We start from the raw sequence: 23,694 nt of genomic DNA on the forward strand, positions 1-23,694 counted from the left end.
TCGAGGAGGACAACCCGTTCGACCGTATTTCTCAGCTCCCGAACGTTTCCTGGCCAGGGATAGCCGAGGATGACCTCTTCTGCCTCTTTTGAAAGACGAATAAAACCTTTCTTGAATTGCTCGTTATATCGTCCCATGAAGAACCGAAAGAGGGGGAGGATGTCCTCCTTTCGCTCTCTCAAAGGGGGGATTGAAAGCTTGACCACGTTTAGCCTGAAGTAAAGATCGTCCCGAAAATGGCCCCGCTTCACCTCGGCTTCCAAATCCTTATTCGTCGCCGCGATGACCCGCACATCGGCCCTCCGCTTCTCCACCGATCCCACCCGAAAGTACTCCTTCGATTCGAGGACCCTTAAGACCTTCACCTGTGCCGAGGGAGAAAGCTCGCCTACCTCGTCGAGAAAGAGCGTCCCTTTCTCGGCCGCCTCTACCTTCCCCGGTTTCCCTTTTTCAAGGGCACCGGTGAAGGCCCCCCTCTCATAGCCAAAAAGTTCGCTCTCGAAAAGGTCCTTTGGGATGGCGCCGCAATTGATCGGGATGAAGGGGAAAGAAGAACGGGGGCTTAAAAAGTGGATATATTCAGCCAGCAGCTCTTTTCCCGTCCCGGTCTCCCCTTCAATGAGCACGGTCGTTTCCGACCCCTGAGCCACCCGCTCTGCGAGTTCGAGGACTTCTCTCATCTTCGGGCTTGCGCCCACGATCCCCCCGGAGCGGAATTTCTCCTGGTATTGGGCCCGGAGCCACTCCAACTCCTTTTTTAAACGAATCCGTTCGAGACCCCTTCTCACGAGGTCCTCGATCTGTTCCAGCTCGAAAGGTTTGACGATGAAATCGAAGGCCCCCAATTTCATCGCTTGGACGGCCAGCTCGATCGACCCCTGAGCCGTCATCATCACGATGGGCACCTCCGGCTCTTGCTCTTTGATCCGACGGAGGACTTCGTCTCCGTTCATGCCCGGGAGCCAGTGGTCAAGGATGACGAGGTCGGGCGGATCCTTCTCAAAAAGTTCGAGGCCTTCTTCTCCGGTCGGCGCTATCGAGACTTCATAGCCCTGACTGGTCAGGGCCACCTCCAGAGAGTCTCGAAGGATGGGTTCGTCATCGATGACCAGAATTTTATATCGCATCCTTTCTTTCCACGGGCAGATGGATGGTGAAGGTAGAACCCCTCCCCTCCTCGCTCTCCACATCGATCGTGGCGCCATGGCCCTCCAAGATCTTCAGGGTGATGGAGAGCCCGAGGCCTGTTCCGTCGGATTTAGTCGTGAAGAAGGGATCGAAGATCTTCTTCAGATGGGCTTTCGGGATCCCCGTGCCCGTATCCTTGACCTCGACGCCCACCCCCCCATCCTCCTGGAAGGTCCTCAAGCTCAGGGTCCCGCCCCGGTCCATGGCCTGAATGGCATTGAGCATGAGATTGGTGAGGACCTGTTGGATCTGGTGCGCATCGATCCAGACCTTGGGAAGCCCCTGGCCTTTTTCGAAAAGGAGGGCGATATTCCCCTTTTTCAATTTCGTTTTAAAAATGGCCAGGGAATCTTCCACCACGTCGTTGATCTCCTCTTCCTTGAAACGGGCGGCTTTAGGCTTGGCGAAATGGAGCATATCCTCGACGATTTTCTGGATCTTTCCGATGCCTTCCAAAGTGTTTTCGAGGAGCCTTCTCTCCATCTCCGGAAGGTCCTTTTTCCGGAGGAGAACCTGGGTGTTGATTTTTATCCCGGCCAGGGGATTGCGGAGCTCGTGGGCGACCCCGGCGGTCAACTCACCGAGGGAGGTCAACCGCTCCATCAGAAGCAGACGTTCCTCCACCTTCTTCATCTCGGTGATATCCTTACAGATCCGGGTGGCCCCGATGACCCTTCCCTCGGCGTCCCGAAGGGGGGAGATCGTCATGCTCGTCACGATCTCCTTTCCGTCTCTGGTCCGCCTCTTGGCCACGACATTGGGGATGGCCTCTCCCTGCCTGACCCGGGCCATCAGATCGTTCAGCACCCGTTCCTCCTCCACCCGTGTCTTCTCCTCGAGGGGGAGAAGAAGATCGGATAACCTCTTCCCGAGGGCCTCCTCCTTCCGATACCCGTAAATCTGCTCCGCCCCTTCGTTCCAATAAAGGATCTTCCCTTCGAGATCGACGACCGAAATGGCATCCCCCGCCTTTTCGACGATCGACTCTAAAAAGTTTTTGGCCTCGATCAACTCTTTCTGGAGCCTGACCTTCTCCACCATCAGGTGGTAACCCTCGATGGCCCGATGGAGGACAAACGGGAAGGCCTTGGCGCACTCCGCAGATCGGTTGATATAGTCGAACACCCCCTCCTTCATCGCCTGAAGGGACATCTCGGGATCTCCTTTGGCCGAGACGAAGATCGTGGGAACCCCGAGGCCCGATTCATTGATCCGACGAAGCCACCCAAGCCCGCTCCCATCGGGAAGGGAATGGTCCAACAAAAGGAGATCGAACCGCTCTTCCTGAAGCTTCTTGAGACAGGCCTCGCCCGTGGAGACGACCTCGAGGTGATAAGAGCCTCCCGATTCCTCCAAGGAGGTCTTGACCATCTCGATGAAATCTGCATCCCCTTCCGCGATGAGGAGCCGAATCTCCCGGTGCAACCCGTTCCTCCCTTCAGATCTCTTATAAAAAGATATCCCATTTTGATTCCGTTGACAATCGATGACCCGCCTTTTTAATATTCTTGTGGAATGAGATTCTTCCTGGCCCTCTTTCTCCTTTTCTTTGCCGCGTCCGCCTTCGGAAACCCCTCTCCCGAATCTCCCAGGCAGGTCTGGAAGGTGGAGGAGAGGCGCTGGACCCTGGAGGAAGAATTGAATTTCGGTCGATGGGTCGAGGAGAATCTGACGGAGGATTTTTTCATCCGCCATAAGATCCCGGTCGATTGCGCCGATGTCCCTTATGCCCTCCGCTGGATCTATGCGAGGATCGCCGGCCTTCCGGCCGGTGCCACCACCAAAGACCATCGCCTCATCGGCCACTGGTCGACCGATTGGGGTCATCTGCCCACCCATCCCGATTGGCGAAAGGATCTCCGTTTTCGAAAGGCCCTCCTCCATATGCTTTCGGAGACGACCACCCGGACCCTGCCCCACGACACCTACCCGATCCGAATCGACCGGGGATCGGTCACCCCTGGCACGGTCTTCTTCGTCTCGGAATCCCATGCCGGGGTGATCGGTTCGGTGATCCTCGATGGAAGCACGGTCCATCCCCTTCAGACCTGGGAAGCCACCTCTCCTGCGAGGATTCAAAAATTGAGCGGAAGAGACTTCTTGATGCCCAGGCCGGAATCTACGGCCTTCTCCGGATTGGTCAAATTTCGATGGCCGATCCTAAACCAGGGGAGATGGGAATATCTCCCTGTGGCTAAACATCCCCACTTTTCGTTGGAACAGTACCTTGCCGACTTTTATGAGGTCACCTCCGATTTCGTGGAGGCGGTGGCCCGACGAATCGACCCGACCGATTACGATCCCAAAGGGAGGGTCGAAAAACTCATCGCGACGGCCACCCGCTATCTCTTGGAGAGGGTTCCCGTGGTCCTCGAGGGATACCGGAGATGCCGAAAAGGAGGGTGTCCGGAGGGTTCCAACCTTTGGGAAATCTACAGCACCCCGGGCCGGGACGGGAGGATCCTATTGCTCATGGACCATCTCCAGAGACTGATCGAAGCCTCCGACCTGGACCGGGAGGCGATCAAAGAGCACATGGAGGCGATCTCCCTCCCGATCCAGAAGGGCCAATCCATCACCTTTTACCATGTCTTTCAAAATTACCTCTGGCTCTCCCCCCATCCCGGTGACTCGGTCGAGGCGAGGTGGGGGCTCCGGAAATGCGACATGATCTCCTCCCAGATCGAGGCGATTAAGAGGACCATCGCCTTCATCGAGCGGACGTATCGAAGAAGGGATCCCAAATACGCCGATTTTGCAATCGGACAGCAGCAGGAGAATCTGAAAAGGCTCCAAGAGGAATGGATCCGGTCGGATTGTAAAACCTCCCGGGGGGAGACCCATAGGAAGGCGGGGAGATGAGAAGAGGCCTTCTCGTCACAGAAAATATTTCACGATGTCGATGTGGTATTTGTGGGGATCCAGCGTTCGGACGATGCTCCGCTTAAAGCCTCCCCCGTTCCTTTCGGTGAGATCGACCAGTTCCTTCTTCGCCTTTCCCCTCGGATCCCGATCGATCAGGAGCACCTGAGGACGGTCCATCCATTGAGGGTCAGGGTTGGGTTTGAAGACGACCCCGAGCTCGTTCGTGTCGAGGAGGACCAGGGAACCGATCGGATAGATGCCCACCAGGCCGATAAACATCTTGAGCAGGACCGCGTCGAAATGGATCTCCCGCTCCCTCAGCATGATCGCCAGGGCCTGCTCGGGCGTGTAAGGAACCTTTTTGTAAACCCGGGGAGTGGTCATCGCATCGTAGGCGTCGGCGATCTGGATGATCCGTCCAAAAAGGCTCATCTTCTTCTTACGGAAGAGCTTAGGATAGCCAGAGAGGTCGTTCTTCAGATGGTGGTCGAAGACCCCGATCACCATCCTCGGATTCACCTCCCCCAGTTGTTTCAGATTGAGGATGATCTCCACCCCCATCAGAGGATGCCGCTTCATCAGGCCCCATTCTTCCTCGTCCAGGCCTGAGGGTTTGTTCAAGATTTCGAGCGGGATCTTCGACTTCCCGATGTCGTGAAGCATGGCCGTGATGCCCAGTTCGCTCAAGGCCCCTCGGGTCAGCCCAAGTCTCCTCCCCATGGCCATCGAATAAATCGACACATTGACGGAGTGGTTAAAGGTATACTCGTCGTAATCCTTGATCGTGGCCACCCCCAACAAGATGGACTCATCCTCCATGACCAGATGAACCGCCTTCCGGACCAGACGCTTCAGTTTCCTGATATCGGCCTGCTGCCTTCCCCGGATATGGGTGACCACCTCTTTGAGAGTTCCGATCGTTTCAAAGAAGACCTTCTTGCCCGCCTCCCAAGGATCCTCTTTCCGGAACCGGTCGGTCCCTTCCTCTCCCTCGAACACTTCAAGGGGTCCAACCTCGAGGGAGTGGATATGGCGGTCTCGTAAGGCTTCGTTGAACAGGCGGGCGTTCTCCTCCCGCCCCTCCTCAAGGCTCATCAGAAGGTAGATGAAGGTCCTCAAGGCCTCTTCGTCCAGAGGCCCGTTGATGTGGACCTCCCCGATGAGCCGTTTCTTCCACTGGCTCATCACGTATTTAAAGCTGTTAAACCCTTCGACCGAATAGCGAAGCCTCTGCTCGTTGAGAAAAAGCTCATCGCCGACGATCTTGAGATGGAGAGATCCCTCCGAGGTGATCAAGGTATTGATCGTCTGAAGGGATTCTTCAAGGAACTGGCTCAGGGCAACGTTTTTCGAATCGTAAATCTGGGAGATTCTCATCAGGACGTGAAACTTGGTGAGGAGTTGATTGCCCAGCCGGGATCGTTCCGAAGGGACCGATTCGGTCTGCCTCGGAGGAGCTTTTACGGGTTGGATCGTCTCGTTCATGCTTCGCACCCGATCTCTACGAAGGAAGGAGCCTTTGGAGGGGTTTAGGTTCCCCCTTCGGTCTCTTGGCCACGCCCCCCTCCGCCTCCTTGGCCCCCAACATCTTTAAAGCATGTTGCGCACAGAGCCTCATCTCCTTCCACTTCCCTCTCTGTAGCCACCTTCTCTTTTTGACGATCTCCTCCAGCATCGGGATCGCCTCCTCAGACCCCGTCTCTCCGAGGGCCCTGAAGAAGGAGGCCTTCTCTTCATAATCCCTCTTGAGGAAGTCCTCCGAGAGGATGATGGCCTGGAGGGGTTTGACCGCCTCTTTCCCGGCGATCTTGGCGAAGGCCAGGGCGGCTTTGATCCTTATTTTCGCAAGGGGATCCTTTAAAAACTTCGACAGGAGATCCTTCGCTGGCTCCCCGCTCTTCAGGAGCAACTGAAGGACCTCCTCTCTCACTTGGCTGTCGGGATGGACGACCAGAGGCCCCAAGTATCTAAGGGCCGAGGGATTCCCGATCCGGCCAAGGATGTAGAGAATATGACGGACTATGAAAGGGTTGGGGTCTGATAAAAACTTGATCAGAGGTTGAAGGTCTGTCTGCGCGAGATGGGCGATCACCTCACAGATCGCCTTTCTCCACCGGCCCGATTCGAGCTTTCCCAGGAGGAGACAGAGCGGCTCCACACTTTTGGGCGTGAGGAGTCGTAGATATTGGAGGATGGCCTCGGCGTCCACCTCCCCCTCTCCAGCCATAAGTTCTCCGATTCGTTCGATCGAAGAGGGCCTTGAGAAGCTATCGAGGATCCGTCGGATGGCAAAGATTTGCCTGTCCTTCAGGACGATCGATTCCATCGTATGGTGAAGTTTCTGCAAAACGGTCGTCGCCTTTCGGATCTCCCCCTTTTCGAGAAAGGATGCGATCGTCCGCTCGAAATAGGCGATCATGTTCTCATAGGCATCGAGATCGTCCCCCAGGTGGAGGAGGATCTCGATGAGGTTGTCGATCACTACATCGTGGTATTCCGTTTCAAATTCCCTCTCCATCTCCCGGGCGAGCTCTCCGATCTCATCTGGGGTGAGCTGGCAGGCCTCTACGAGGGATTGGCCGGGCTGGAGGTTGATCGCCTGTTTCAGCCCTTCGACCCTCAGGCCCTTGGCCCCATCCGGGACCTCCTCCACCAGGGCCGGTTCGTAAGAACCCTCCCCTCGACTTTTAAGTTCCAGACGCCCGGGCCATTCCTCCGGAGAAGCTGGCACAAAGCTTCCTTCGGGATCGATAAATTCGTCCACCACCCCGAAGGTGATATGGGCAAAATCCTTCTCCCAGAGGAGGGTGACGAGGTCGTCTTCCATCCGATTCACCGACTCGCCCTTTCGCACCACCTGCAGAAAATCGACGATCTCGCGAAGCTCCAGGCCCCGGATGAACTTGATCTCCCGGATCCCATCCCGGTAGAAGAAGAATGCCAGGCTCTCTTTGATATCCTGATTTTCATAGACGACTCTCCCCCGGTAAAAGAGCCGGTATTCCCCCACCAGCAGCGGGAAGGAATCGAATTCCTCGAAGTAGTGGTCGAAATCCCTCTTCAAACGTTCCAGGAACTTATTGAGAATCGGATGGTCGGCCTCGTAAAGCCGAAAGGCCTTGACCGTCTGGAGAAAGGTTTGAAGGAGGGCCCGCGTCGCCTTGACGGACCTCTCCTCGAGGAGATCGTCTGATTCTATGGCTGGATCTCTCAACAGGATCTTCTGACTCTCCATGGCCCCCTCTCAACGACGGCCGCTCTCCGAGGTGTCTCCCCTCAAAAAGCGGTCCAACTCCGTTCTCAACACCTTCCAGCCTTTTCCCGCCTTCGCTCCCTTGATCCGACCGCATGAGAGGTATTTTAAAAGGGTGGGCCTTGAGATCCGAAGATAATGGCATGCCTCCTCGGTCGTAAAGACATCGCCTTGGGGTGAGATCCCGTTCTTATGTTTTGCCATCGTTTTTCACCATTGGTACGGGTTTTGTTTCTATTTGACAGCATTTTTCATGCCAAAAACCTGTCAAGGCATAATGCTTTGATTTTTAAGATTTTTTATGACATGGACCCGGTCGGCCTCCATGGAAAGGTCTTACAGTTATCGTCACGGATGGTTTGTTTTCTTCCAAAACCACCCCTCATTGTCCCTTTGGGAGGAAATCGGTTAAAATGAGGGTCGAAAGGACCCCCCATGAACCGCCACTCCCTTAAAGCGAAAACGAAAAAGATCATCGAGTTGCTCTCCAGGGCCATTCCGGATTCGGCCATCGCCCTGAACTTCTCGTCACCCTTCGAGCTCCTCATCGCGACCATCTTATCGGCCCAGTGCACGGATGCCAAGGTGAACGAGGTGACGAAAGAACTTTTCAAAAAGTACCGCTCCCCGAAGGATTATGCAGAGGCCGACCTGAAAGAACTGGAGGAAGATATCCGTCCGACGGGGTTTTACCGGAACAAGGCCAGGGCGCTCCAGAGATGCTGCCAAGAACTGGTGAACCGGTTTGATGGGGAGGTTCCCAATTCCCTGGAGGCCCTGATCACCCTTCCCGGAGTGGGCCGCAAGACGGCCAACGTCATCCTCGGGAACGCCTTCGGAATCCCAGGGATCGCCGTGGATACCCATGTCCAGCGCGTCTCCCGCAGGATCGGCTTGACGAAACACGAAGACCCCATCAAGATCGAATTCGACTTGATGGCGGCGGTTCCCAAAGAAGATTGGACCCGCTTTTCGAACCTCCTGATCTGGCATGGCAGAAAAACCTGTGGGGCCAGAAAACCTCTCTGCGATCGATGCGTCATCGTGAAATGGTGTGATTACGGATCCAGATCGGCAAAGCAACGGAAGGGCAAACGCTCACCCCAACCTTGAGGATGAGGGACCGATCGCCTCGACCGGATCCCTCAAAAGGTTCAACCCGTGGATCATCCGAAGCCTTTGAACCACACGTCCGACACTCTCACGAGGGAGGTCCTCGAGAAAATCTCCTTGATGGAGGAGGTGATCAACTTTCCGGGCTCCCTTCTCCCCCCTCGAGATCATCGCTGGCAGAACCTTCCCATGGCCCCTTACTCCGATCTCTTGGGGGCCGTCACCTCCCTCACCGCACACGGCCGTAAAGCCATGATCGTGACCGGTTTTTATATCCCCGCAGGGGACCCTCCGGCGACCGAGACCGATGGGCCTCCGGGCGCTCTCATCCTGGCCGAGGGGTTGAGGGAGTTAGGAATGGAGGTCTCCCTTCTTTCGGACGAATATACCCTTCCCGCGCTCTCGGCGGGTTTGACCCTCCTTGGCCTCTCTAACGGTGAGATCCCCCTGGTCTGTTTTCCCATCGAACATTGCGAGGCTAAAGAGGATTCTTCCCTCTCCCGCCGTTTTGTCGAAGAACTCTTTCACGGTCCTTTGGCCGAGGATCTCTCCCATCTCATCTTCATCGAGCGAGTGGGGCCCAATCATACCCTCGAATCCTTCCTCGCCCAGAGACGCGAGGGGTCTCCTCCTTTGAAGGAATTCCAATCCATCCTGCCCCCCTCGCTCAGAAACCGGTGCTTCAACTCCCGTCTGGAAGATATTACCCGATTTACGGCGAAGACCCATCTTCTTCTCGAATTTCAAAAGAACCATCGGCTGCCCCTCGTGACGATCGGCATTGGCGACCGGGGCAATGAAATAGGCGCCGGCAAGATCCCCTGGGAAGTCTTCTACCACCACTCGACCACCTATCGGGAGCCCGTCTTCTGCAGCCGTATCGAGACCGACCACTTCATCTCTTGTGGGGTTTCGAATTGGGGAGGTTATGCCCTAATGGCCGGCGTCGCCCTCGCCCGGGGGAGGCTCGATCTTATCGAGAAGATCACGTCCGAGAAGGAAGGGGAGGTCTTGAGCCACCTGATCCACCACGGTCCGGCGGTCGATGGTCTCACCTGCCGGCAGGATCATTCCGTAGACGGGATCGAATTCAAGGACTATATGAAAGTGGTCGAGCGGCTGAAGGCGATCGCCCTCGAATGAAAATTCACAACCCCCTGTTCCCATCCGAAGCTTACTTATAGGATCGCGCCCTTGGCCGCCCGCCTCTGGAGGAAATAGATGAGGGCGAAACCGGTCAGGCCCACCGCATCCGTGATCAGGCCGGGTTTGACGAGGGCCACGGCCGACCCGAAAAGGATGATCCTCTCCCACCATTTCAAATCCGTAAGCAGAAACCCCTGCATGGAGGCCGCCAGGGCGTACATGCCGATGGAGGCAGAGATGAAGATCCATGCCGCCTCGAGAAAGGTCGTATTGATGAGGAGCATGGCCGGTGCGGTGATGAACATGTAGGGAAGCAAAAACGTCCTCATATCCAATTTGAAGGCATTGATGCCCGTCTTGAGGGGATCGGCCCCAGCCACGCCCGCTGCCGCATAGGCCGCCACGCAGACCGGCGGGGTACCGTCGGCGAGGATCCCGAAATAGAAGACGAAGAGGTGGATCGCAATAATAGGCACATCGGGGTTCATCGCCTTCAAAGCGGGGGCCATGATCGTGGCCATGATGACGTAGTTGGCCGTCGTGGGAACGCCCATTCCGAGGACGAGACAGGTGACCATCGTGAGGAAGAGCCCCACGTAGAGATTCCCGCCCGAGAGCCCCACGATGATGTTGGTCATATTGAGGCCGGCCCCGGTGAGGGTCACCACGCCGACCACGATGCCGGCACAGGCACAGGTGGCTCCGATGCCTGCCATCATCCGGGCGGCCCTGTACATGGCATCGGCCATGTTCACCCCAAAGAGGGCGAGGGGTCGCCAGGATTGTTCCCCTTTTTTGGAAGAATCCTTTTCGGCATGGCTCCCCCATCCAAAACTTCCCATAACCGCCTGGATGAGAAAGATGGAGATGGTCGTCACGATGCCAGCGGCCGCCGAGGTCAGCGGCGTGGCCTTTCGAACGATCAGATAATAGAAAAGGACGCCCACCGGGACTAAAAAGTGCAGCCCCCTCACGAAAATGGGGAAAAATTTTGGGAGCTCCTTTCGTGGAATGCCCTCCAGCCCGAACTTGACCGAGAGGAGATGGACCGCGCCCAGGAGCGCGAGCTGATCGATGACCGCAGGCAGGGCTGCGGCGATGACCACCTGGAGATAGGGGATCCCTAAGAACTCCGCCATGATGAAAGCGGCCGCACCCATCACCGGAGGCATCAACTGGCCATTTCCGCTCGCTGCCGTCTCGATCGCACCGGCGATCTCGGGTTTAAATCCGAGTCGCTTCATCAGCGGGATGGTCACGGAACCGGTCGTCACCACATTGGCGACCCCGCTTCCAGAAATCGTTCCCATGAAGGCGCTCGAAACCACCGCCACCTTGGCGGGCCCTCCCCGGGTGTGACCTACCAGGGAAAAGGCCAGTTTCATGAAGTAGTCCATGGCCCCAGTCTTTTCGAGGATGGCCCCGAAAAGGACGAAGGCGAAGACAAAGGTCGAGGAGACCCATAAGGGGACACCGAAAATCCCTTCCATCGTTAAATAGAGGTGGTCCACCACCCTTCGGAATCCATACCCCCTATGGGCCAGAAGGTCGGGTAGATAGGGGCCCAAAAAGGCATAGGCGATGAAGAGGGCTGAGATGAGGGGAAGGGGCAATCCGATCGCCCTCCTTGCCGCCTCGAGGACGAAGAGGATGGTGATCACCCCCATCACCACGTCCACGGAAGAAGGATTGCCGATCCGCTTCACCAGCTCCGAGTAGAAGAGGGTGACATAAAGGGCACCGAACCCTCCGATGGCGGCAAGGACGAGATCGTAGATCGGAATTTCCTTGGTCTTCGACCTCTTCGTCATCGGGAAGAATAGGAAGCAGAGGATCAGGGCAAAACAGAGGTGGATTGAACGCTGGATGGTCCCCGTCAGGGCACCAAAAATGGCCGTATAGAGTTGGAAACAGGACATCCCGATGGCAATGGCGCCTGACACATAAAACAGAGCCCCTTTGAGCCTCCGTGTCCCATAATCAGCCCCTTCAGCGATCTCCTTCGAGCGTTCTATCGAGACTTGATCCGCTACGGTCTTCTCGTCTTCCATCGTTGAATCAAGGCCTCCCAAATGAGGGGATAGGATCTCACCGAGACAGTGACCACCTCTCCCTCTCGGAAAGAGGAAAAATTCAATCGTCGATCTCTGAACTGGAAAACCTGTTGCGTCATCGGGGAGACGAAAAAGGAAAAGCGATCCATCTCCCCCCCATCGGTCTTTACGTAGAAGCTCCTTCCTTCCGCTTTCAATCCCCTTTCCAAAGAAGGAAGGCCAGGCCCAAAGGATTCGAACCGGGTTTCCGCCGGTTTTATCCTCTTGGCCGGGGTGATGAGGAAATAACCGGTGACCGGAGTTCGATCCACCGAATGGAGGTATGAAAATTGAAAGCCCTCTCCCGGGGAGACCCGCTCACCGAGAAGGACCCCTCCTCCCCCTGCCGACCTGACCTCCAGCCTATCGACAGGATAGAAGCTGACCGCCATAAAAAAAATGGAGAGGAGGGTTCCCCATTTCCACATGGGGTCAGCTCACCTCCCCTCCTCTCCCTCTTCTCCCATAGGTTTTCACCATCTCCTCCCTTTCTAAAAAGAAAAGAGGGTGAAAGCGCCAGGGGGTTAATTCTTCATCCCTTTCTCTTTGTAAAATTTCTCAGCCCCGGGATGGAGGGGAATGGGCATCCCGATCAGGGCCTTTTCCAACTTCACTTCCTTCCCCTTGGCATGGGCGGTCTCGATCGTTTTGAGGTTTTCGAACATCGCCTTCGTAATCCGGTAGACCGTATCCTCTGCCAGCTCGGCTTTTGCGGCAAGGATGGCCAGGACCGCAACCGTGGGAACGTCCTTATCCACTCCTTTGTAAATGCCCGCAGGGACTTTGTCCTTCGAGTAGAAGGGGTACTTTTTAATCAGGGCATCGGCCTGAGGGCCGTCGATCGGGACGATGACGGTCTCGACGGCAATGGCCGTATCCACAATGGCCGAAGCCCCGACCCCCACCGTGTAGAAGGCCGCATCGACTCGACCGTCTTTGAGATAGTCGGCCGATTCGGCTGCGGACAGTCTCTCCACCTTCGCCAGGTCCTCGAACTTCAAGCCGTAGGCCTCGAGGATCTGGATGGCATTCTGTTCGGTTCCGCTCCCCAAAGGACCGACGGCCACCCGTTTCCCCTTCAGGTCTCGGACCGAGGCGATCTTGGCGTCTTTGCGGGCATGGATCTGGCAGTGCTCGGGGTAGAGCGCCGCAACACCCCGAATATTGGGCACGGGCTTGTCGAACATCGGTTTTGCCCCTTGGAAGGCATAATAGGCAATATCGTTCTGGAGGATGGCCAGATCGGCATCGCCGGAGGCGATCAATTTGGCGTTGGCCACCGAGGCCCCGGAGGACTCGACCGTGATCTTGATATCGGGAAGTTTTTCATGGGCGATCCTCGAAATCGCTCCAGCCAGGGGGAAGTAGACCCCGACCACCCAGCCCGATGCAATCGAAACGTACTTCCTCTGGGCATGGGCCGAAGGAATCACCGCCGACAGAGAAACCACAAGACCTACGATGAGGGCCATTAAAAAAAACCTCTTTTTCATTGCGTCTCCTCCTTTTAAAATGGTTTCTTACGTGTTCTGCCTGAAGCCTTCGTCTCCCTCTTTCACCCCCCTTCTGGCCGTTTTAATCCATCCCTTATTTATAAGAATTTCATCCCCATGTCAAATGGTTTCATAGAGCCCCCTTTTTGATTTTCAATCCTAAAAAAATATGCTATGAAATGAAAAAAGGAGGGCCCCAAATGGATTTCGTGGAACGTTACCAACACAAAACGCCCCTCTCTAAAAAACTTTTCGAGAGATCCAGAGAGGTCCAACCCGGAGGGGTCTCTCACAACATCCATTACTTCACTCCCCATCCCTTCTTTCTCAAGGGGGCCAAAGGTTCCAAAATATGGGACGTGGACGGGAACGAATATATCGACCTCTGGATGGGACACTACACCCATATCCTCGGCCATCATCCCCCGATCGTCCTCCAAGCCATCCAAGAACAGTTGAATAAAGGAATCCACTGGGGGATCGTCTTCGAGGGGCAGATCGAATGGGCCGAGCTCATTCGTGAATTGGTCCCCTGCGCAGAGAGGGTTCGGTTCTGTTGTTCCGGGACCGAGGCGACGATGTATGCGGTTCGTCTCGCCCGGGCCTTCACCAGGAAAAAGACGATCTTGAAGATCGCGGGAGGTTGGCACGGGGCCAATTCAGATCTCCTGGTAGGCGTGAAGTCCCCTTACGAACAATCCGAAACCCTTGGCCTTTTGCCCGAATTGAGCCACTACACGAAAACGATCCCCTTCAACGACATCCCCGGCGCTTTAGAGATCATCGATCAGCATCGGAGGGATTTAGCCGGTATCATCCTGGAACCCGTGGTCGGAGAGGGAGGGTTTGCCCCGGCGTCAGAAGGATATCTGAAATTCCTCCGGCAGGAGACCGAACGCCTCGGAGCCCTACTGATCTTTGACGAGGTGATCTCGGGTTTCCGGGTTGCCCTCGGAGGGGCCCAGGAACGATTCGGGATCGTTCCGGATCTGGCCACCTTGGGGAAAATCATGGGAGGGGGGTTCCCGGTCGGGGCGCTGGTCGGCAGAAGGGAGATCCTCGAAACCACCTCGCCGGAACGGAAGGTCAAGAAATCGGAAAGGACCCTGATCGGCGGCGGGACCTTCTCCGCCCACCCTTTCACCGTCTCTGCCGGCCTGGCGGTCCTCAGCTACCTAAAGCGGTTTAAAGACGAGGTCTATCCCGCCCTGGAAAAGAAGGGAACGATGCTCCGAAAGGGGCTCGAGGAGCTCTTCCACCAAGAGGGGATTCAAGCCTTGGTGACCGGAGTGGGGTCCCTCTTTCAAGTCCATTTCCCGTTTGAACCGGGTGAGATCCCACCCGCACCCCACGCGATCAATCAACGGACCGATATCGAGAAGAGGGAGGGGGAGTTTCGAATCCGGATGCTCAACCACGGCGTCCATGTCATGCACGGGGGTGGAAGCCTCTCCATGGCTCACAGTGACGAGGATCTCCAAAAGATCCTTGAGGCCGCAAGAGTAGTGGCCAGGGAGATGGCCGATTCCCTCCGTTCGGGGGGATGAGTCCGAAGCCCTACAGATCCCTGCTCCAAAAGTCTTCTTTCCCTTGGGGGAAGAAAGGAGGAAGCGATGAGGTCGATGAAAATGGTATTTCTGTGGGCAGCATTATGCAGCCTAACCCTGGGAGGTGTGGCCATGGCGAAGGAAGGAGTGAAGATCGGGATCATTGTGGTGGATCTCCAGGGAGATTTCACCAAATTCAGAAAGGGTTCCCTCGCGGTGGAAGGAACAGACGAGGCTTATATTAAAACCGTGGAGGAAGGAACAAAAAAACTGAAGGCCGCCGGCTTTCCCATCTACGCCACCCAGGACTGGCATCCAAAGAATCACGCCTCCTTCTATACCAACCACCCCGGCAAGAAGGCCTTCGATGTGATCAAGCTTCACGGAAAGGATCAGGTCTTGTGGCCTCCCCATTGCGTCCAGAACACGCCGGGGGCCGAGATCCTCTTGGACAAGAAGCTATTCAAGGCCATCGTCAAAAAGGGCATGGACCCCCAATATGACAGTTACTCGGGCTTCCAGGATGATGGGGGAAAGAAGACGGAGCTGGATCAAATCTTGAAGAAAGATAAGATCAAAAAGGTCGTGGTCTACGGTATCGCCACCGATTATTGTGTCAGGGCAACGGTTCTCGATGCTGTGGCCGCAGGATATCAGGTCGTCATGATTAAAAATCTTTCGAGGGGGGTCGCTCCGGATACTTCACAAAAAGCCATCGACGAAATGAAAGCCAAAGGGGTGGTCATCCTCGACGATCTCGATTTGGAGAAGATCAAAGCCGATTGATGTGAAATCTATCCCGACAGATATGGGGACGATTGTGCTTCCCGGTCCCCATATCTGCGTTAGGCGGGCCTTCGGAACAAACAGGCCTCCTTGAGAATCGAATTCAGCCAGACCTCCATACTTCCTCTTCCTCAACCGAGCGAGAAAAGGGGCGAAGTCAAAATATTCCCTTCAGACCTAATTCTCAAATTCCAACCTTTCCGTTGTCCCTTTCTCGTATCATCATAAACCCTCGGTAACAATTTTATATTGGAGGCTCAGCGATAAGAACTTATCGCGTAAATTGACCACGCTGATCTCTCTCCGTATTCCATGTTGGGAAAGAAGTTTGGCAATGAGTCCCTCAACTTGTGAGATTAAGATAAGCCTTTCATCTCCAGTCGCTTTATAGGAGGGTAGAATAGCGATGTCAATATCGCTTTCCGCCCTTAACCTTCCGGCCACCGAAGAACCATAAAGATAGATGGCCACCCGCCCCTCCTGCAAAGAACCACTCGGTTTTCTCAACTGTTTTAGAACGGACGGAATCTTCGGCATACTTATTGGTGCTTATGGATTCATCTCTCAATGATTTCAGAAGTATCCTCTATTCCTTTGCAAGTCAACGGAAAAGGGGGCAGGGTGTATGTTTGAAGATAAATCGCCACCAAGCCTACTATGAAGGAATACAAGAGTTGCAGGGGAGGATTATTCGATGAGGATCGTCTCTTCCCTTATCCTGGGGGGGGTCTCATACCTTTAAGACGGAGCCTTAGAAGGAGGACCTTCACTTTCAGTCTGCCACTCCTTCCGTTGCGATAGCCGGGCGGCCATCACAATTGCCCGGATCAGACCCGAAGGATCCGCCACCCCTTTGCCGGCGATGTCATAGGCCGTTCCATGAGGAACGGAGGTGCGTACAAAAGGTAGGCCAAGGGTGAGGTGAACGAGATCTTTGAATCCGTCCATCTTCACCGGGATGAGTCCCTGGTCATGATACATGGCGATTACCACCTCGAAGGCCTGGGAATCGGGTCGCCCGAAGAAGGAGTCCGAGGGGAAGGGGCCCTCGATCTGGAATCCGAAGGCTTTGGCCTCTACGATGGCAGGCAGGATCTCCCGCTCCTCCTCCTCCCCCAAAACCCCCTCTTCCCCCGCATGGGGATTCAATCCGAGGACTGCCATCCGGGGCCGCTCGATGCCAAAATATCTCTCTATCCCTTCGTGGGCAAGTTGGAAGATCGAACGAAGTCGATCCCGGGTGATCCTCTTCGGCACCTCTCGAAGGGGAAGATGGGTGGTGACCAGGACCACCCTCCACTTGGGGCCGATGAACATCATCGCCACCTCGGAGACGCCGGCCAGATGGGCCAGAAGCTCGGTATGGCCAGGGATGGGATATCCTGCTTTCTGAAGGGCGTGTTTGTTGATCGGACAGGTCGTTAGGGCATCTAACCTCCCCTCCCTCAATTGCCTGACCGCCTCTTCCACAAATCTCACCATCGCCTCGCCGCAACTCGGATCGGGCTGGCCATAAGTGAGTGAGTCGGCCTTCAATCGACTCGAGGGAAGCAGAACGACCTTCCCCGGTTCATACCCCTCTTCCGGGATGCTCCCCACCGACTGGATCGAAATCTCAAGCCCCATGTGCCTCGCCTCTTTGGAAAGGACGCCTTCGTCTCCGAAGACGATCGGCCGGCAGACCTGAAAGATCTCGGCCGAGGTCAAGGCTTTGAGAAGGATCTCGGGTCCGATGCCTGTGGGATCGCCCAGGGTGATGCCGATTTTGGGAAGGGGGGATGGGTTGATCTTTCTCTCCGACCTGTTAGAGTTTAATGTCGATCGTCGCCTTCTCCTTGAGGCGGGCGAGAAATTGCTGGAGTCCCCTCTCGAACTCCTTTTCCAAATAGTCCTGCCGGACCTTCTCCCTCACCTCTTCGAAAGGAAGGGGGGCTGCTTCTTTCCGATCGAGAAGTTTTAGAATGTGGAAACCGTATTCGGTTCGCACAATCCCGCTCACCTCTCCCACTTTCAGCCGGAGGGCTTCCCGTTCGAGGGCTGGAAGGAGTTCTCCCTGTTTGAAGACGCCAAGATCGCCTCGGTCTTTGGCCGAAAGATCTTCCGAGTAGAGCAGGGCCATCTCCCCGAAGTCCTCTCCGGCCTTGACCCTCGCCAGGACCTTTTCGCATTTGGAACGGATCTCGCGGATCTCCGAGGGGGTCGCCTCTTTCGGAACCTTGAACAGGATGTGGGCAGGTCGATAGGAGGCCTCTGTTCCGTAGCGGTCCAAATGTTTTCGATAGAATTCTTTGAGTTCCTTCTCGGGCACGTTGGGCTCCACCTTGACCGCCCACTGAACCACTTTGGTCCGCACCAGTTTCTTTTCGACCTCCTTCTTAAAGCCTTCCATCGTCCAGCCATCCCGGGCGAGGGTGAGCTCCAGATCCTCCTGGGTCGCATTATTTTTCCGTTTGATCTCCTCGATCGCCTGTTCGATCTCTTTCGGATTCACTTTGACCCCAAGCCTCCTGGCCTCCTGATCGATCAGCCTCTCCTCGATCAAACGTTCCAAGGCCATCCGGGCGAGCTCATGGTTTCGTTGCCGTTTCTCCAGCCGATCCCCTCCTTCGGCCTCCGGTTTCAGATGCACGATCATCCTTTCCACTTCGGAGAGGGTGATGATCTCTTGATTGACGACAGCGACGATCCGGTCCACCACGGCCTGCCCGGTCGGCAAAAAGGCCCCCAGAAGGAAAAGGATGGGGAACCCAAGCGCCATCGCCTGCTTCAGGACCTTAACCACTTTTTGTTGACCTTCACCTTGGCCTTGCTCCGCAGTTCTTTTAACCACCGCTGATATGCCTCCTCCCCTCTTTCTCGTTCGAGCTTTTCCTGGATGCTCCTCTTGGCCTCCTCAAAAGGAATCTCTCGGGGTTCCAACTTCTCTTCCACTTTGAAGAGGTGATAACCGTAGGGGCTTTTGATCACCTCGCTGATGGCCCCCACCTCCATGGAGAAGACGATGTCAAATTCGGCTGGCATCTCGCCTTCGCTGAAGTATCCTAAATCCCCGCCCTTGACCCGTTCTGGCCCGATCGATTTCTCCCGGGCCAGTTTCTCAAAGCTCTCTCCCTTTTTCAACCGCTTTTGGAGGAGGATCGCCTCGTTTCCATCGGCCACCACGATCTGACGGACCCTCACCCTCCGAGGGATCCGGAATAAGGAGCGATGGGTGTCGTAGAACTCCCTTACCGCCTTCTCATCGATCTTCCCGTGGTATTGGCGCATGTTTCGGGCCATCTTCTCTGCCAGCAACTTCTCCTCCAGCCGTCCCTTCCACTCTTCGAGGCTCATGCCTCGAAGTCCCAGGGCTTCGCCCAATCCTTCGCCTGGGTAGTCCTTTTGGATGTCAAGAAGGGCTTGGTTCAATTCCTCGGCGGTGACTCGGATCCCCGCTCGTCTGGCCTCCTTGGATAGAATCTTTTGGTCGATCAACTGGTCGAGGAGAGCCCTTTGGAGCTCTTTCCAATCCCGCCTGTTCCCTTCCGGTTTGAGGTCGATCACCAGGCTCTTGAGGGCTCGATTGAACTCTTCGACGCTGATCGTCTCGCCGTCGATCTGGGCCAGGAGATGGTCCGGAAGCCCCCTCTCCCACACGCCGCATCCCCACAGCAGGCAGAAGGTCCAAATGCCGAGATAGGACAACCCCCTCCTCATCGCTTTTCTTCCTTGGCCCTCTCTCCCCTTTTCTCCTCTTCAGCCCACAATTTCTCGTTGATCAGGATCTTGGCCCTTGCCTTCGCCTCTCGAACATATTCGAGGTAGGCCTCCTGCCTTTTCTTGGCCTGCAAGAAGAGCCGGATCTTCTCCTTCACCTGTTCGAAGGGCCTGAGGTGCGTCCCCCGCACCTCCTCGAGCTGGATCAAGTGGTAGCCGTAGGGGGTCCTGACCACCTCGCTGATATCCCCCTTGTTCCGAAGCGAAAAGGCGGCCTCCTCGAATTGGGCGAAGGAAGGCGCCAGCTGTCCCCTCCGGATGAAACCGAGATTTCCTCCGTCCTCCCTGCTCCGATCGATATTATAAGTGGAGGCGAGCTTCTCGAAGCTTTCCCCTCGGGAGAGCCGGGTCAGCACTTCCTTGAGGACCGGCTCGGAGTTGACGACGATATGGCGGATCTTGATCTCGAGGGGTTCGGTAAAGAGCGCCTTGTTCTCCCTGTAGTATCTCTGGACCTCTTCTTCCGTGACCTCCCCCCTCCCTTTCAGGACCTCCTCGATCAGCCCGTCGATCATCATCGCCCTTCGGAAATCCTCCACCTTGGCCAAGATCTCCTCTTTCTTGTCAAACCCCCGTCTCTTCGCCTCCTGAAAGAGGACCTCCCGGGTGATGACATAATTTTCGAGGAAGTCCCTCATCCCTTTCTCGTCGAGGAGCCTCATCTTCCCCTCGAGGGGTTGCCTCTCTGAGAGCTGGTGAAACTCCTCGATGGTTATCGATCGGCCGTTGATCCGCACAAGCTCCCTCCTGCCCAAGGTCTCCTCCCCGTTCTTTTTGCACTGTGTAAGGCCGATCAGGACCAGAAGCCCGAGGATGAAAAGGTTTCGCTTCATCGACCCTCCCTTCAGATGACGAGGAGATGCTCCGACGGATGGATGGGAAATGATCCCACAGGAACTTCTCGTTTTAACGCAAATTTTCTTCAGCGGAGTGCACCCTAAAAAGGCAGGTCTGTTTCACATACCCTTTGGGAGGAGACTTCCTTCCCGAACCGATCCTTCGTTCTGGCGAAACTTTACCATAATCAAACCAGCCGTTGCAAGAGCCTTTTGGCGGCCTCAAAGGGGTTCGGATGGAGCGCCGACCAACCCTCCACCACCAACCGGCCATCGGGGGTGAGGCGAACCTTCCGGTTTCCCTCTTTTACCATCTCGATGACCTTCTGAGGAGAGACCGTCGTACTCGGGTCGAAGGCGAGCACCATCCGAGAAGGGGTCTCTTCGAACTTCCGGATGGAAAGCCGGGTCAGGAGGATCTTCACCTTGATCACATCGATCAGGTGAAGAGTCTCCTCCGGAATGGGTCCGTATCGGTCCAGAAGCTCATCCCGGATCGCCTCCACCGCCTCTTCCGTTCGACAGTGGGAGAGCCTCCGGTAGAAACGGAGTCGCTCCTCGGGATCGGCCACGTATCGCTCGGGGATGAAAGCGGGGAGATGAAACTGGATCTCCGGGGTGATCTCCTCGACCACCTCTTCCCCTCTTAACTCTTTGACGGCCCTCTCCATGAGCTGGGTATAGTATTCAAGCCCGACCGCGGAGATGTGGCCGGATTGGGCCCGACCGAGGAGATTTCCCGCCCCCCTGATCTCCAGATCGTGAAGGGCCAGTTTGAATCCCGATCCCAAATCGCTCAGTTCCTGTAACGCCTGAAACCTCCGGGCCGCATCCCTCGAGAGGGCCAGGTCAGAGGGGATGAGGAGATAGGCATAGGCCTGGTGCCTGCCTCTTCCGACCCTCCCCCGGAGCTGATAGAGATCGGCCAGCCCGAACTGTTCCGCGTGGTTGATCAGGATGGTATTGGCCGCCGGGATGTCCAAGCCCGATTCGATGATGCTCGTGCAGACGAGGAGATTATGTTCCCCCCTGACGAACCGGAGCATCACCTTCTCCAGCTCCCGTTCCCTCATCTGTCCGTGGGCCACGGCCAGCCTCGCCTCCGGGACGAGCGCCTTCAGATGAGCGGCCATCGAGTAGATGTTCTGGACCCGGTGGTGGACGAAGAAGACCTGGCCTCCCCGATCGAACTCTCTAAGGATCGCCTCCCGGATGACCTCGTCGTCATAGCGGACCACGAAGGTCCGGATCGAGAGGCGATTCTCCGGAGGGGTCTGGATGAGGCTGAGGTCCCGGATGCCTGAGATCGCCATCTGGAGGGTCCTCGGGATCGGGGTGGCGGTCAGGGTGATCACGTCGACGGTCTTTCTCATCTGCTTCAGCCGCTCTTTGTGGTCGACCCCGAAGCGGTGCTCCTCGTCGATCACCACCAGCCCCAAGTCCTGAAAGGCGACATCCTTCTGAAGGAGTCTATGGGTGCCGATGATGATATCGATCTTGCCTTCTCCGAGGCGTTTGAGGATCTCCTTCTGCTCCCCCGGGCTCTTGAATCGGCTGAGCATCTCGATGACGACCGGCACATTTCTAAACCGGCTCGAGAAGGTCTGGTAATGCTGCTGGGCGAGGACCGTCGTGGGGACCAAAAAGGCGACCTGTTTGCCATCCATCACCGCTCGATAGGCGGCCCGCAAGGCCACCTCGGTCTTTCCAAATCCCACATCGCCGCAGATCAACCGGTCCATGGGCTTGGGCCGGCCCATGTCGGCCATCACCTCCTCGATCGCCTTGAGCTGATCGGGCGTCTCTTCGTATTCGAAGGTCGCCTCGAACTCCTTGTAAGAGGCATCGACCGGGCTGAAAGCCGTCCCGGTGAAGGCCTCTCGGGCGGCGTAGAGGTCGAGGAGCTCCTTGACCATCTCCGTGACCGCCTCTTTCGCCCTCTTCTTTGCCCTCTGCCAGCTCCTCCCTCCCAGTTTGTCGAGCCGGGGGCGGCTTCCATCCCCTCCGATGTAACGCTGAATCAGATTGAGCCGGTCCACGGGCACATAGACCTTATCCGCATCCTGGTATTCGAGGAGGAGGTAGTCGTTCGAGGACAGCCCGATCTTCAGGTGCTTCAGCCCACGGTAGATCCCGATGCCGTAATCGGTGTGGACGACAAAGTCATTCTCCCGGAGCTCGGAGAAGGAGGAGAGAGCCCCGACCTCCCCCTTGAGGAACCTCCTCCCCCCTCGCTCCTCCTTGTATCTCCTCCTCTCCCCGAAGATCTCCTCCTCCGTCAGAAGGACCCAGCCCTCCCCCTTGGTGCGAAACCCTCGGGAGAGGCGACCCGTAAGGAGGTGAACCATCCCCTGTTCTTCTGAAACCTCATGAAATCGCTTTTCCAACTCGATCCTCGAGGGGATCTCATAGTGGGAGAGGAGTTCGGCCATCCGCTCCGCCTGGTTCGGCGTATGGGAGACGAGGAAGACCCTCCTCCCCTCCTTCAACCACTGGCGCAACGGACTCAAAAGGACCGAGAGGGGTGATTCTTTCGGCCTTGCCCGCCCTGTTTCAAAAAAGGATCGCACCTCTCGCTGGAGGTCCTCGTTGCCCTCGAAGTCGATGGAATCGATCCGGTCGAACCCCAACGGAGCGATGGGGCCCTCCTGAAGAGAGATCACCTTGAAGGCTTCCAGCCTCTGGCGAAACTCCTCGGAAGGGAGATAGAGGTCCTCGGGAAAAGGGACTGTGGCCTTCTTGAGCCTGGCTTTCTCGTAATGGGCCTCGACCATCCGGGTATAGGATTCTGCCTCGCTCATCACCTCGTCTCCCTCGACGATGAAAACCCACCCCCCTCTTCTCAGATAATCGAACAGGGACGCCGCGGTCCCCTGGGAGAGGATCTTCGAAAGATCCCTTGCAGGCAGAAGCGTCGCGGTCTCGACCTCCGTCCCCTTCAGCGAACGCTGGCTCTCGACGTCGAACCTCCGGATCGACTCCAGCCGATCGCCATCGAATTCGAACCGGAGGGGCTCCTCATAGAGCGGGCTGAAACAGTCCACGATGGCCCCCCTCACGCTGAAATCGCCTCGTTCCTCGACGACGCTCACAGGGGTATAGCCAGCCTCACCGAAAAACTGGACGAGACGGTCCCGATCGACCTCCTCTCCTCTCTTTAAAATGAAGGTGGTGCTCCTTAAATCGGATGGCGTCAGAACTTTCTGAAGCAGGGCCTTGACCGGGCTGAAGACGACCAGATCCTCCTCTTCCATGAGACGAAAGAGGGCGTGGACCCTCTTCCGGATGATTTCGGGGTGGGGAGGGATTTCGTCATAAGGGAGGGTCTCCCATTGGGGGAAGAGGATGGCGGCCTCGTTTGGCCTTCGATCGAAAAATCGAAAGTCCTCCAACAGATATTCGGCGTCCCGCTGGTGGGCCGTGATCACCAGGACCTTCCCCTTCTTCCTCTCTGTCCAGAGGGAAAGGAGGAGGGCTTTCGAAGAGCCTTTCAGGCCCGTTACGGCCGATCGCTTCGATTCCCGGTAGGCTCCGGATTCGAGCCACGCTGGCAAGGAGTGAAATTCCGCCATCGGGGGTACAAAAAAGATCCGTCCTCTTCCCTCACAGGGGAGGAAG

At 56.3% G+C, this 23,694-nt stretch carries 19 protein-coding genes; 5 read left to right on the top strand and 14 right to left on the bottom strand.

Features of this window, described 5'->3' with window-relative positions; all coding sequences use genetic code 11:
* Together N3G78_13260 and N3G78_13265 are read right to left on the bottom strand one after the other, a co-directional pair.
* The coding region (locus N3G78_13260) for a sigma-54 dependent transcriptional regulator (protein MCX8118881.1) at positions 1-1,127 on the bottom strand (1,127 nt) is incomplete at its 3' end.
* Positions 1,117-2,613 carry a PAS domain S-box protein gene (locus tag N3G78_13265; protein ID MCX8118882.1) on the bottom strand — a complete coding sequence of 499 codons (1,497 nt, stop codon included), beginning with the start codon at positions 2,611-2,613 and terminating at the stop codon, positions 1,117-1,119. The genes N3G78_13265 and N3G78_13260, both read right to left, overlap by 11 nt.
* A 90-nt stretch (positions 2,614-2,703) precedes the next feature.
* Between N3G78_13265 and N3G78_13270 the strand changes: the two genes are divergently transcribed.
* Positions 2,704-4,050, top strand: a complete 1,347-nt coding sequence (locus tag N3G78_13270; GenBank protein ID MCX8118883.1) for a hypothetical protein — start codon at positions 2,704-2,706, stop codon at positions 4,048-4,050.
* Between the two features lie 15 nt (positions 4,051-4,065).
* On the opposite strand, the gene N3G78_13275 is transcribed toward N3G78_13270, so the two are convergent.
* Genes N3G78_13275 through N3G78_13285 form a run of 3 tightly spaced genes read right to left on the bottom strand, consistent with a single transcriptional unit; the run spans position 4,066 to position 7,510 of the window.
* Entirely contained in the window at positions 4,066-5,538 is a 1,473-nt protein-coding gene (locus N3G78_13275; protein MCX8118884.1) for an HD-GYP domain-containing protein, read from the bottom strand.
* A 16-nt stretch (positions 5,539-5,554) separates the two neighbouring features.
* On the bottom strand, positions 5,555-7,288 hold the full coding sequence (locus N3G78_13280) for a HEAT repeat domain-containing protein (protein ID MCX8118885.1): 1,734 nt from the start codon (positions 7,286-7,288) through the stop codon (positions 5,555-5,557).
* Positions 7,289-7,297: 9 nt separating this feature from the next.
* On the bottom strand, positions 7,298-7,510 hold the full coding sequence (locus N3G78_13285; protein ID MCX8118886.1) for a helix-turn-helix domain-containing protein: 213 nt from the start codon (positions 7,508-7,510) through the stop codon (positions 7,298-7,300).
* Positions 7,511-7,741: 231 nt separating this feature from the next.
* Between N3G78_13285 and nth the strand changes: the two genes are divergently transcribed.
* Positions 7,742-8,419: an endonuclease III gene (nth, locus tag N3G78_13290; GenBank protein ID MCX8118887.1), complete on the top strand. Its 678-nt coding sequence runs from the start codon at positions 7,742-7,744 to the stop codon at positions 8,417-8,419.
* A gap of 120 nt (positions 8,420-8,539) precedes the next feature.
* Positions 8,540-9,562: a DUF4392 domain-containing protein gene (locus N3G78_13295; protein ID MCX8118888.1), complete on the top strand. Its 1,023-nt coding sequence runs from the start codon at positions 8,540-8,542 to the stop codon at positions 9,560-9,562.
* 35 nt (positions 9,563-9,597) lie between these two features.
* On the opposite strand, the gene N3G78_13300 is transcribed toward N3G78_13295, so the two are convergent.
* The 3 genes from N3G78_13300 to N3G78_13310 all read right to left on the bottom strand — a co-directional run bounded on the left by N3G78_13300 (position 9,598) and on the right by N3G78_13310 (position 13,151).
* Positions 9,598-11,616, bottom strand: a complete 2,019-nt coding sequence (locus tag N3G78_13300) for a TRAP transporter permease (GenBank protein MCX8118889.1) — start codon at positions 11,614-11,616, stop codon at positions 9,598-9,600.
* Positions 11,595-12,086 (bottom strand): DUF1850 domain-containing protein, encoded by a 492-nt coding sequence (locus N3G78_13305; protein MCX8118890.1) that lies wholly within the window; start codon positions 12,084-12,086, stop codon positions 11,595-11,597. The genes N3G78_13300 and N3G78_13305 overlap by 22 nt, the downstream gene beginning before the upstream one ends.
* Positions 12,087-12,182: 96 nt before the next feature.
* A complete protein-coding gene (locus tag N3G78_13310; GenBank protein ID MCX8118891.1) occupies positions 12,183-13,151 on the bottom strand; it encodes a TAXI family TRAP transporter solute-binding subunit in 969 nt (322 codons plus the stop codon).
* 200 nt (positions 13,152-13,351) lie between these two features.
* On the opposite strand from N3G78_13310, the gene N3G78_13315 reads away from it, so the two are divergent.
* Together N3G78_13315 and pncA are read left to right on the top strand one after the other, a co-directional pair.
* Positions 13,352-14,698, top strand: a complete 1,347-nt coding sequence (locus N3G78_13315) for an aspartate aminotransferase family protein (protein ID MCX8118892.1) — start codon at positions 13,352-13,354, stop codon at positions 14,696-14,698.
* Between the two features lie 132 nt (positions 14,699-14,830).
* Complete coding sequence (pncA, locus tag N3G78_13320; protein MCX8118893.1) at positions 14,831-15,484, top strand: bifunctional nicotinamidase/pyrazinamidase; 654 nt, start codon at positions 14,831-14,833, stop codon at positions 15,482-15,484.
* Between the two features lie 222 nt (positions 15,485-15,706).
* On the opposite strand, the gene N3G78_13325 is transcribed toward pncA, so the two are convergent.
* The 6 genes from N3G78_13325 to mfd all read right to left on the bottom strand — a co-directional run bounded on the left by N3G78_13325 (position 15,707) and on the right by mfd (position 23,648).
* Positions 15,707-16,021 (bottom strand): nucleotidyltransferase domain-containing protein, encoded by a 315-nt coding sequence (locus tag N3G78_13325; protein ID MCX8118894.1) that lies wholly within the window; start codon positions 16,019-16,021, stop codon positions 15,707-15,709.
* A gap of 201 nt (positions 16,022-16,222) precedes the next feature.
* A complete protein-coding gene (gene pdxA, locus N3G78_13330) occupies positions 16,223-17,242 on the bottom strand; it encodes a 4-hydroxythreonine-4-phosphate dehydrogenase PdxA (protein ID MCX8118895.1) in 1,020 nt (339 codons plus the stop codon).
* A 46-nt stretch (positions 17,243-17,288) separates the two neighbouring features.
* Positions 17,289-18,242, bottom strand: coding sequence for a peptidylprolyl isomerase (locus N3G78_13335; protein ID MCX8118896.1), 954 nt, complete (start codon positions 18,240-18,242; stop codon positions 17,289-17,291).
* A gap of 8 nt (positions 18,243-18,250) precedes the next feature.
* Positions 18,251-19,180: a peptidyl-prolyl cis-trans isomerase gene (locus N3G78_13340; protein ID MCX8118897.1), complete on the bottom strand. Its 930-nt coding sequence runs from the start codon at positions 19,178-19,180 to the stop codon at positions 18,251-18,253.
* The gene (locus tag N3G78_13345; protein MCX8118898.1) at positions 19,177-20,073 is read right to left on the bottom strand and encodes a peptidyl-prolyl cis-trans isomerase; all 897 of its coding nucleotides are present in this window, start codon (positions 20,071-20,073) and stop codon (positions 19,177-19,179) included. The genes N3G78_13340 and N3G78_13345 overlap by 4 nt, the downstream gene beginning before the upstream one ends.
* Before the next feature lie 191 nt (positions 20,074-20,264).
* A complete protein-coding gene (gene mfd, locus N3G78_13350) occupies positions 20,265-23,648 on the bottom strand; it encodes a transcription-repair coupling factor (protein ID MCX8118899.1) in 3,384 nt (1,127 codons plus the stop codon).
* Positions 23,649-23,694 lie beyond the last annotated feature (46 nt).

It is taken from the genome of Thermodesulfobacteriota bacterium (assembly GCA_026415035.1).
In the GTDB taxonomy this organism is placed as follows: domain Bacteria; phylum Desulfobacterota; class BSN033; order BSN033; family UBA1163; genus RBG-16-49-23.

What these genes read in the sequence shown, in the direction of transcription:
- N3G78_13270 (MCX8118883.1), top strand. Translation starts at nt 2,704, where the DNA reads ATGAGATTCTTCCTGGCCCTCTTTCTCCTTTTCTTTGCCGCGTCCGCC.
- N3G78_13285 (MCX8118886.1), bottom strand. Translation starts at nt 7,510, where the DNA reads ATGGCAAAACATAAGAACGGGATCTCACCCCAAGGCGATGTCTTTACG.
- N3G78_13295 (MCX8118888.1), top strand. Translation starts at nt 8,540, where the DNA reads ATGGAGGAGGTGATCAACTTTCCGGGCTCCCTTCTCCCCCCTCGAGAT.
- N3G78_13280 (MCX8118885.1), bottom strand. Translation starts at nt 7,288, where the DNA reads ATGGAGAGTCAGAAGATCCTGTTGAGAGATCCAGCCATAGAATCAGAC.
- N3G78_13315 (MCX8118892.1), top strand. Translation starts at nt 13,352, where the DNA reads ATGGATTTCGTGGAACGTTACCAACACAAAACGCCCCTCTCTAAAAAA.
- N3G78_13305 (MCX8118890.1), bottom strand. Translation starts at nt 12,086, where the DNA reads ATGTGGAAATGGGGAACCCTCCTCTCCATTTTTTTTATGGCGGTCAGC.
- N3G78_13275 (MCX8118884.1), bottom strand. Translation starts at nt 5,538, where the DNA reads ATGAACGAGACGATCCAACCCGTAAAAGCTCCTCCGAGGCAGACCGAA.
- N3G78_13310 (MCX8118891.1), bottom strand. Translation starts at nt 13,151, where the DNA reads ATGAAAAAGAGGTTTTTTTTAATGGCCCTCATCGTAGGTCTTGTGGTT.
- N3G78_13300 (MCX8118889.1), bottom strand. Translation starts at nt 11,616, where the DNA reads ATGGAAGACGAGAAGACCGTAGCGGATCAAGTCTCGATAGAACGCTCG.
- N3G78_13345 (MCX8118898.1), bottom strand. Translation starts at nt 20,073, where the DNA reads ATGAAGCGAAACCTTTTCATCCTCGGGCTTCTGGTCCTGATCGGCCTT.
- N3G78_13325 (MCX8118894.1), bottom strand. Translation starts at nt 16,021, where the DNA reads ATGCCGAAGATTCCGTCCGTTCTAAAACAGTTGAGAAAACCGAGTGGT.
- N3G78_13335 (MCX8118896.1), bottom strand. Translation starts at nt 18,242, where the DNA reads ATGGCGCTTGGGTTCCCCATCCTTTTCCTTCTGGGGGCCTTTTTGCCG.
- N3G78_13340 (MCX8118897.1), bottom strand. Translation starts at nt 19,180, where the DNA reads ATGAGGAGGGGGTTGTCCTATCTCGGCATTTGGACCTTCTGCCTGCTG.
- pncA (MCX8118893.1), top strand. Translation starts at nt 14,831, where the DNA reads ATGGCGAAGGAAGGAGTGAAGATCGGGATCATTGTGGTGGATCTCCAG.
- nth (MCX8118887.1), top strand. Translation starts at nt 7,742, where the DNA reads ATGAACCGCCACTCCCTTAAAGCGAAAACGAAAAAGATCATCGAGTTG.
- mfd (MCX8118899.1), bottom strand. Translation starts at nt 23,648, where the DNA reads ATGGCGGAATTTCACTCCTTGCCAGCGTGGCTCGAATCCGGAGCCTAC.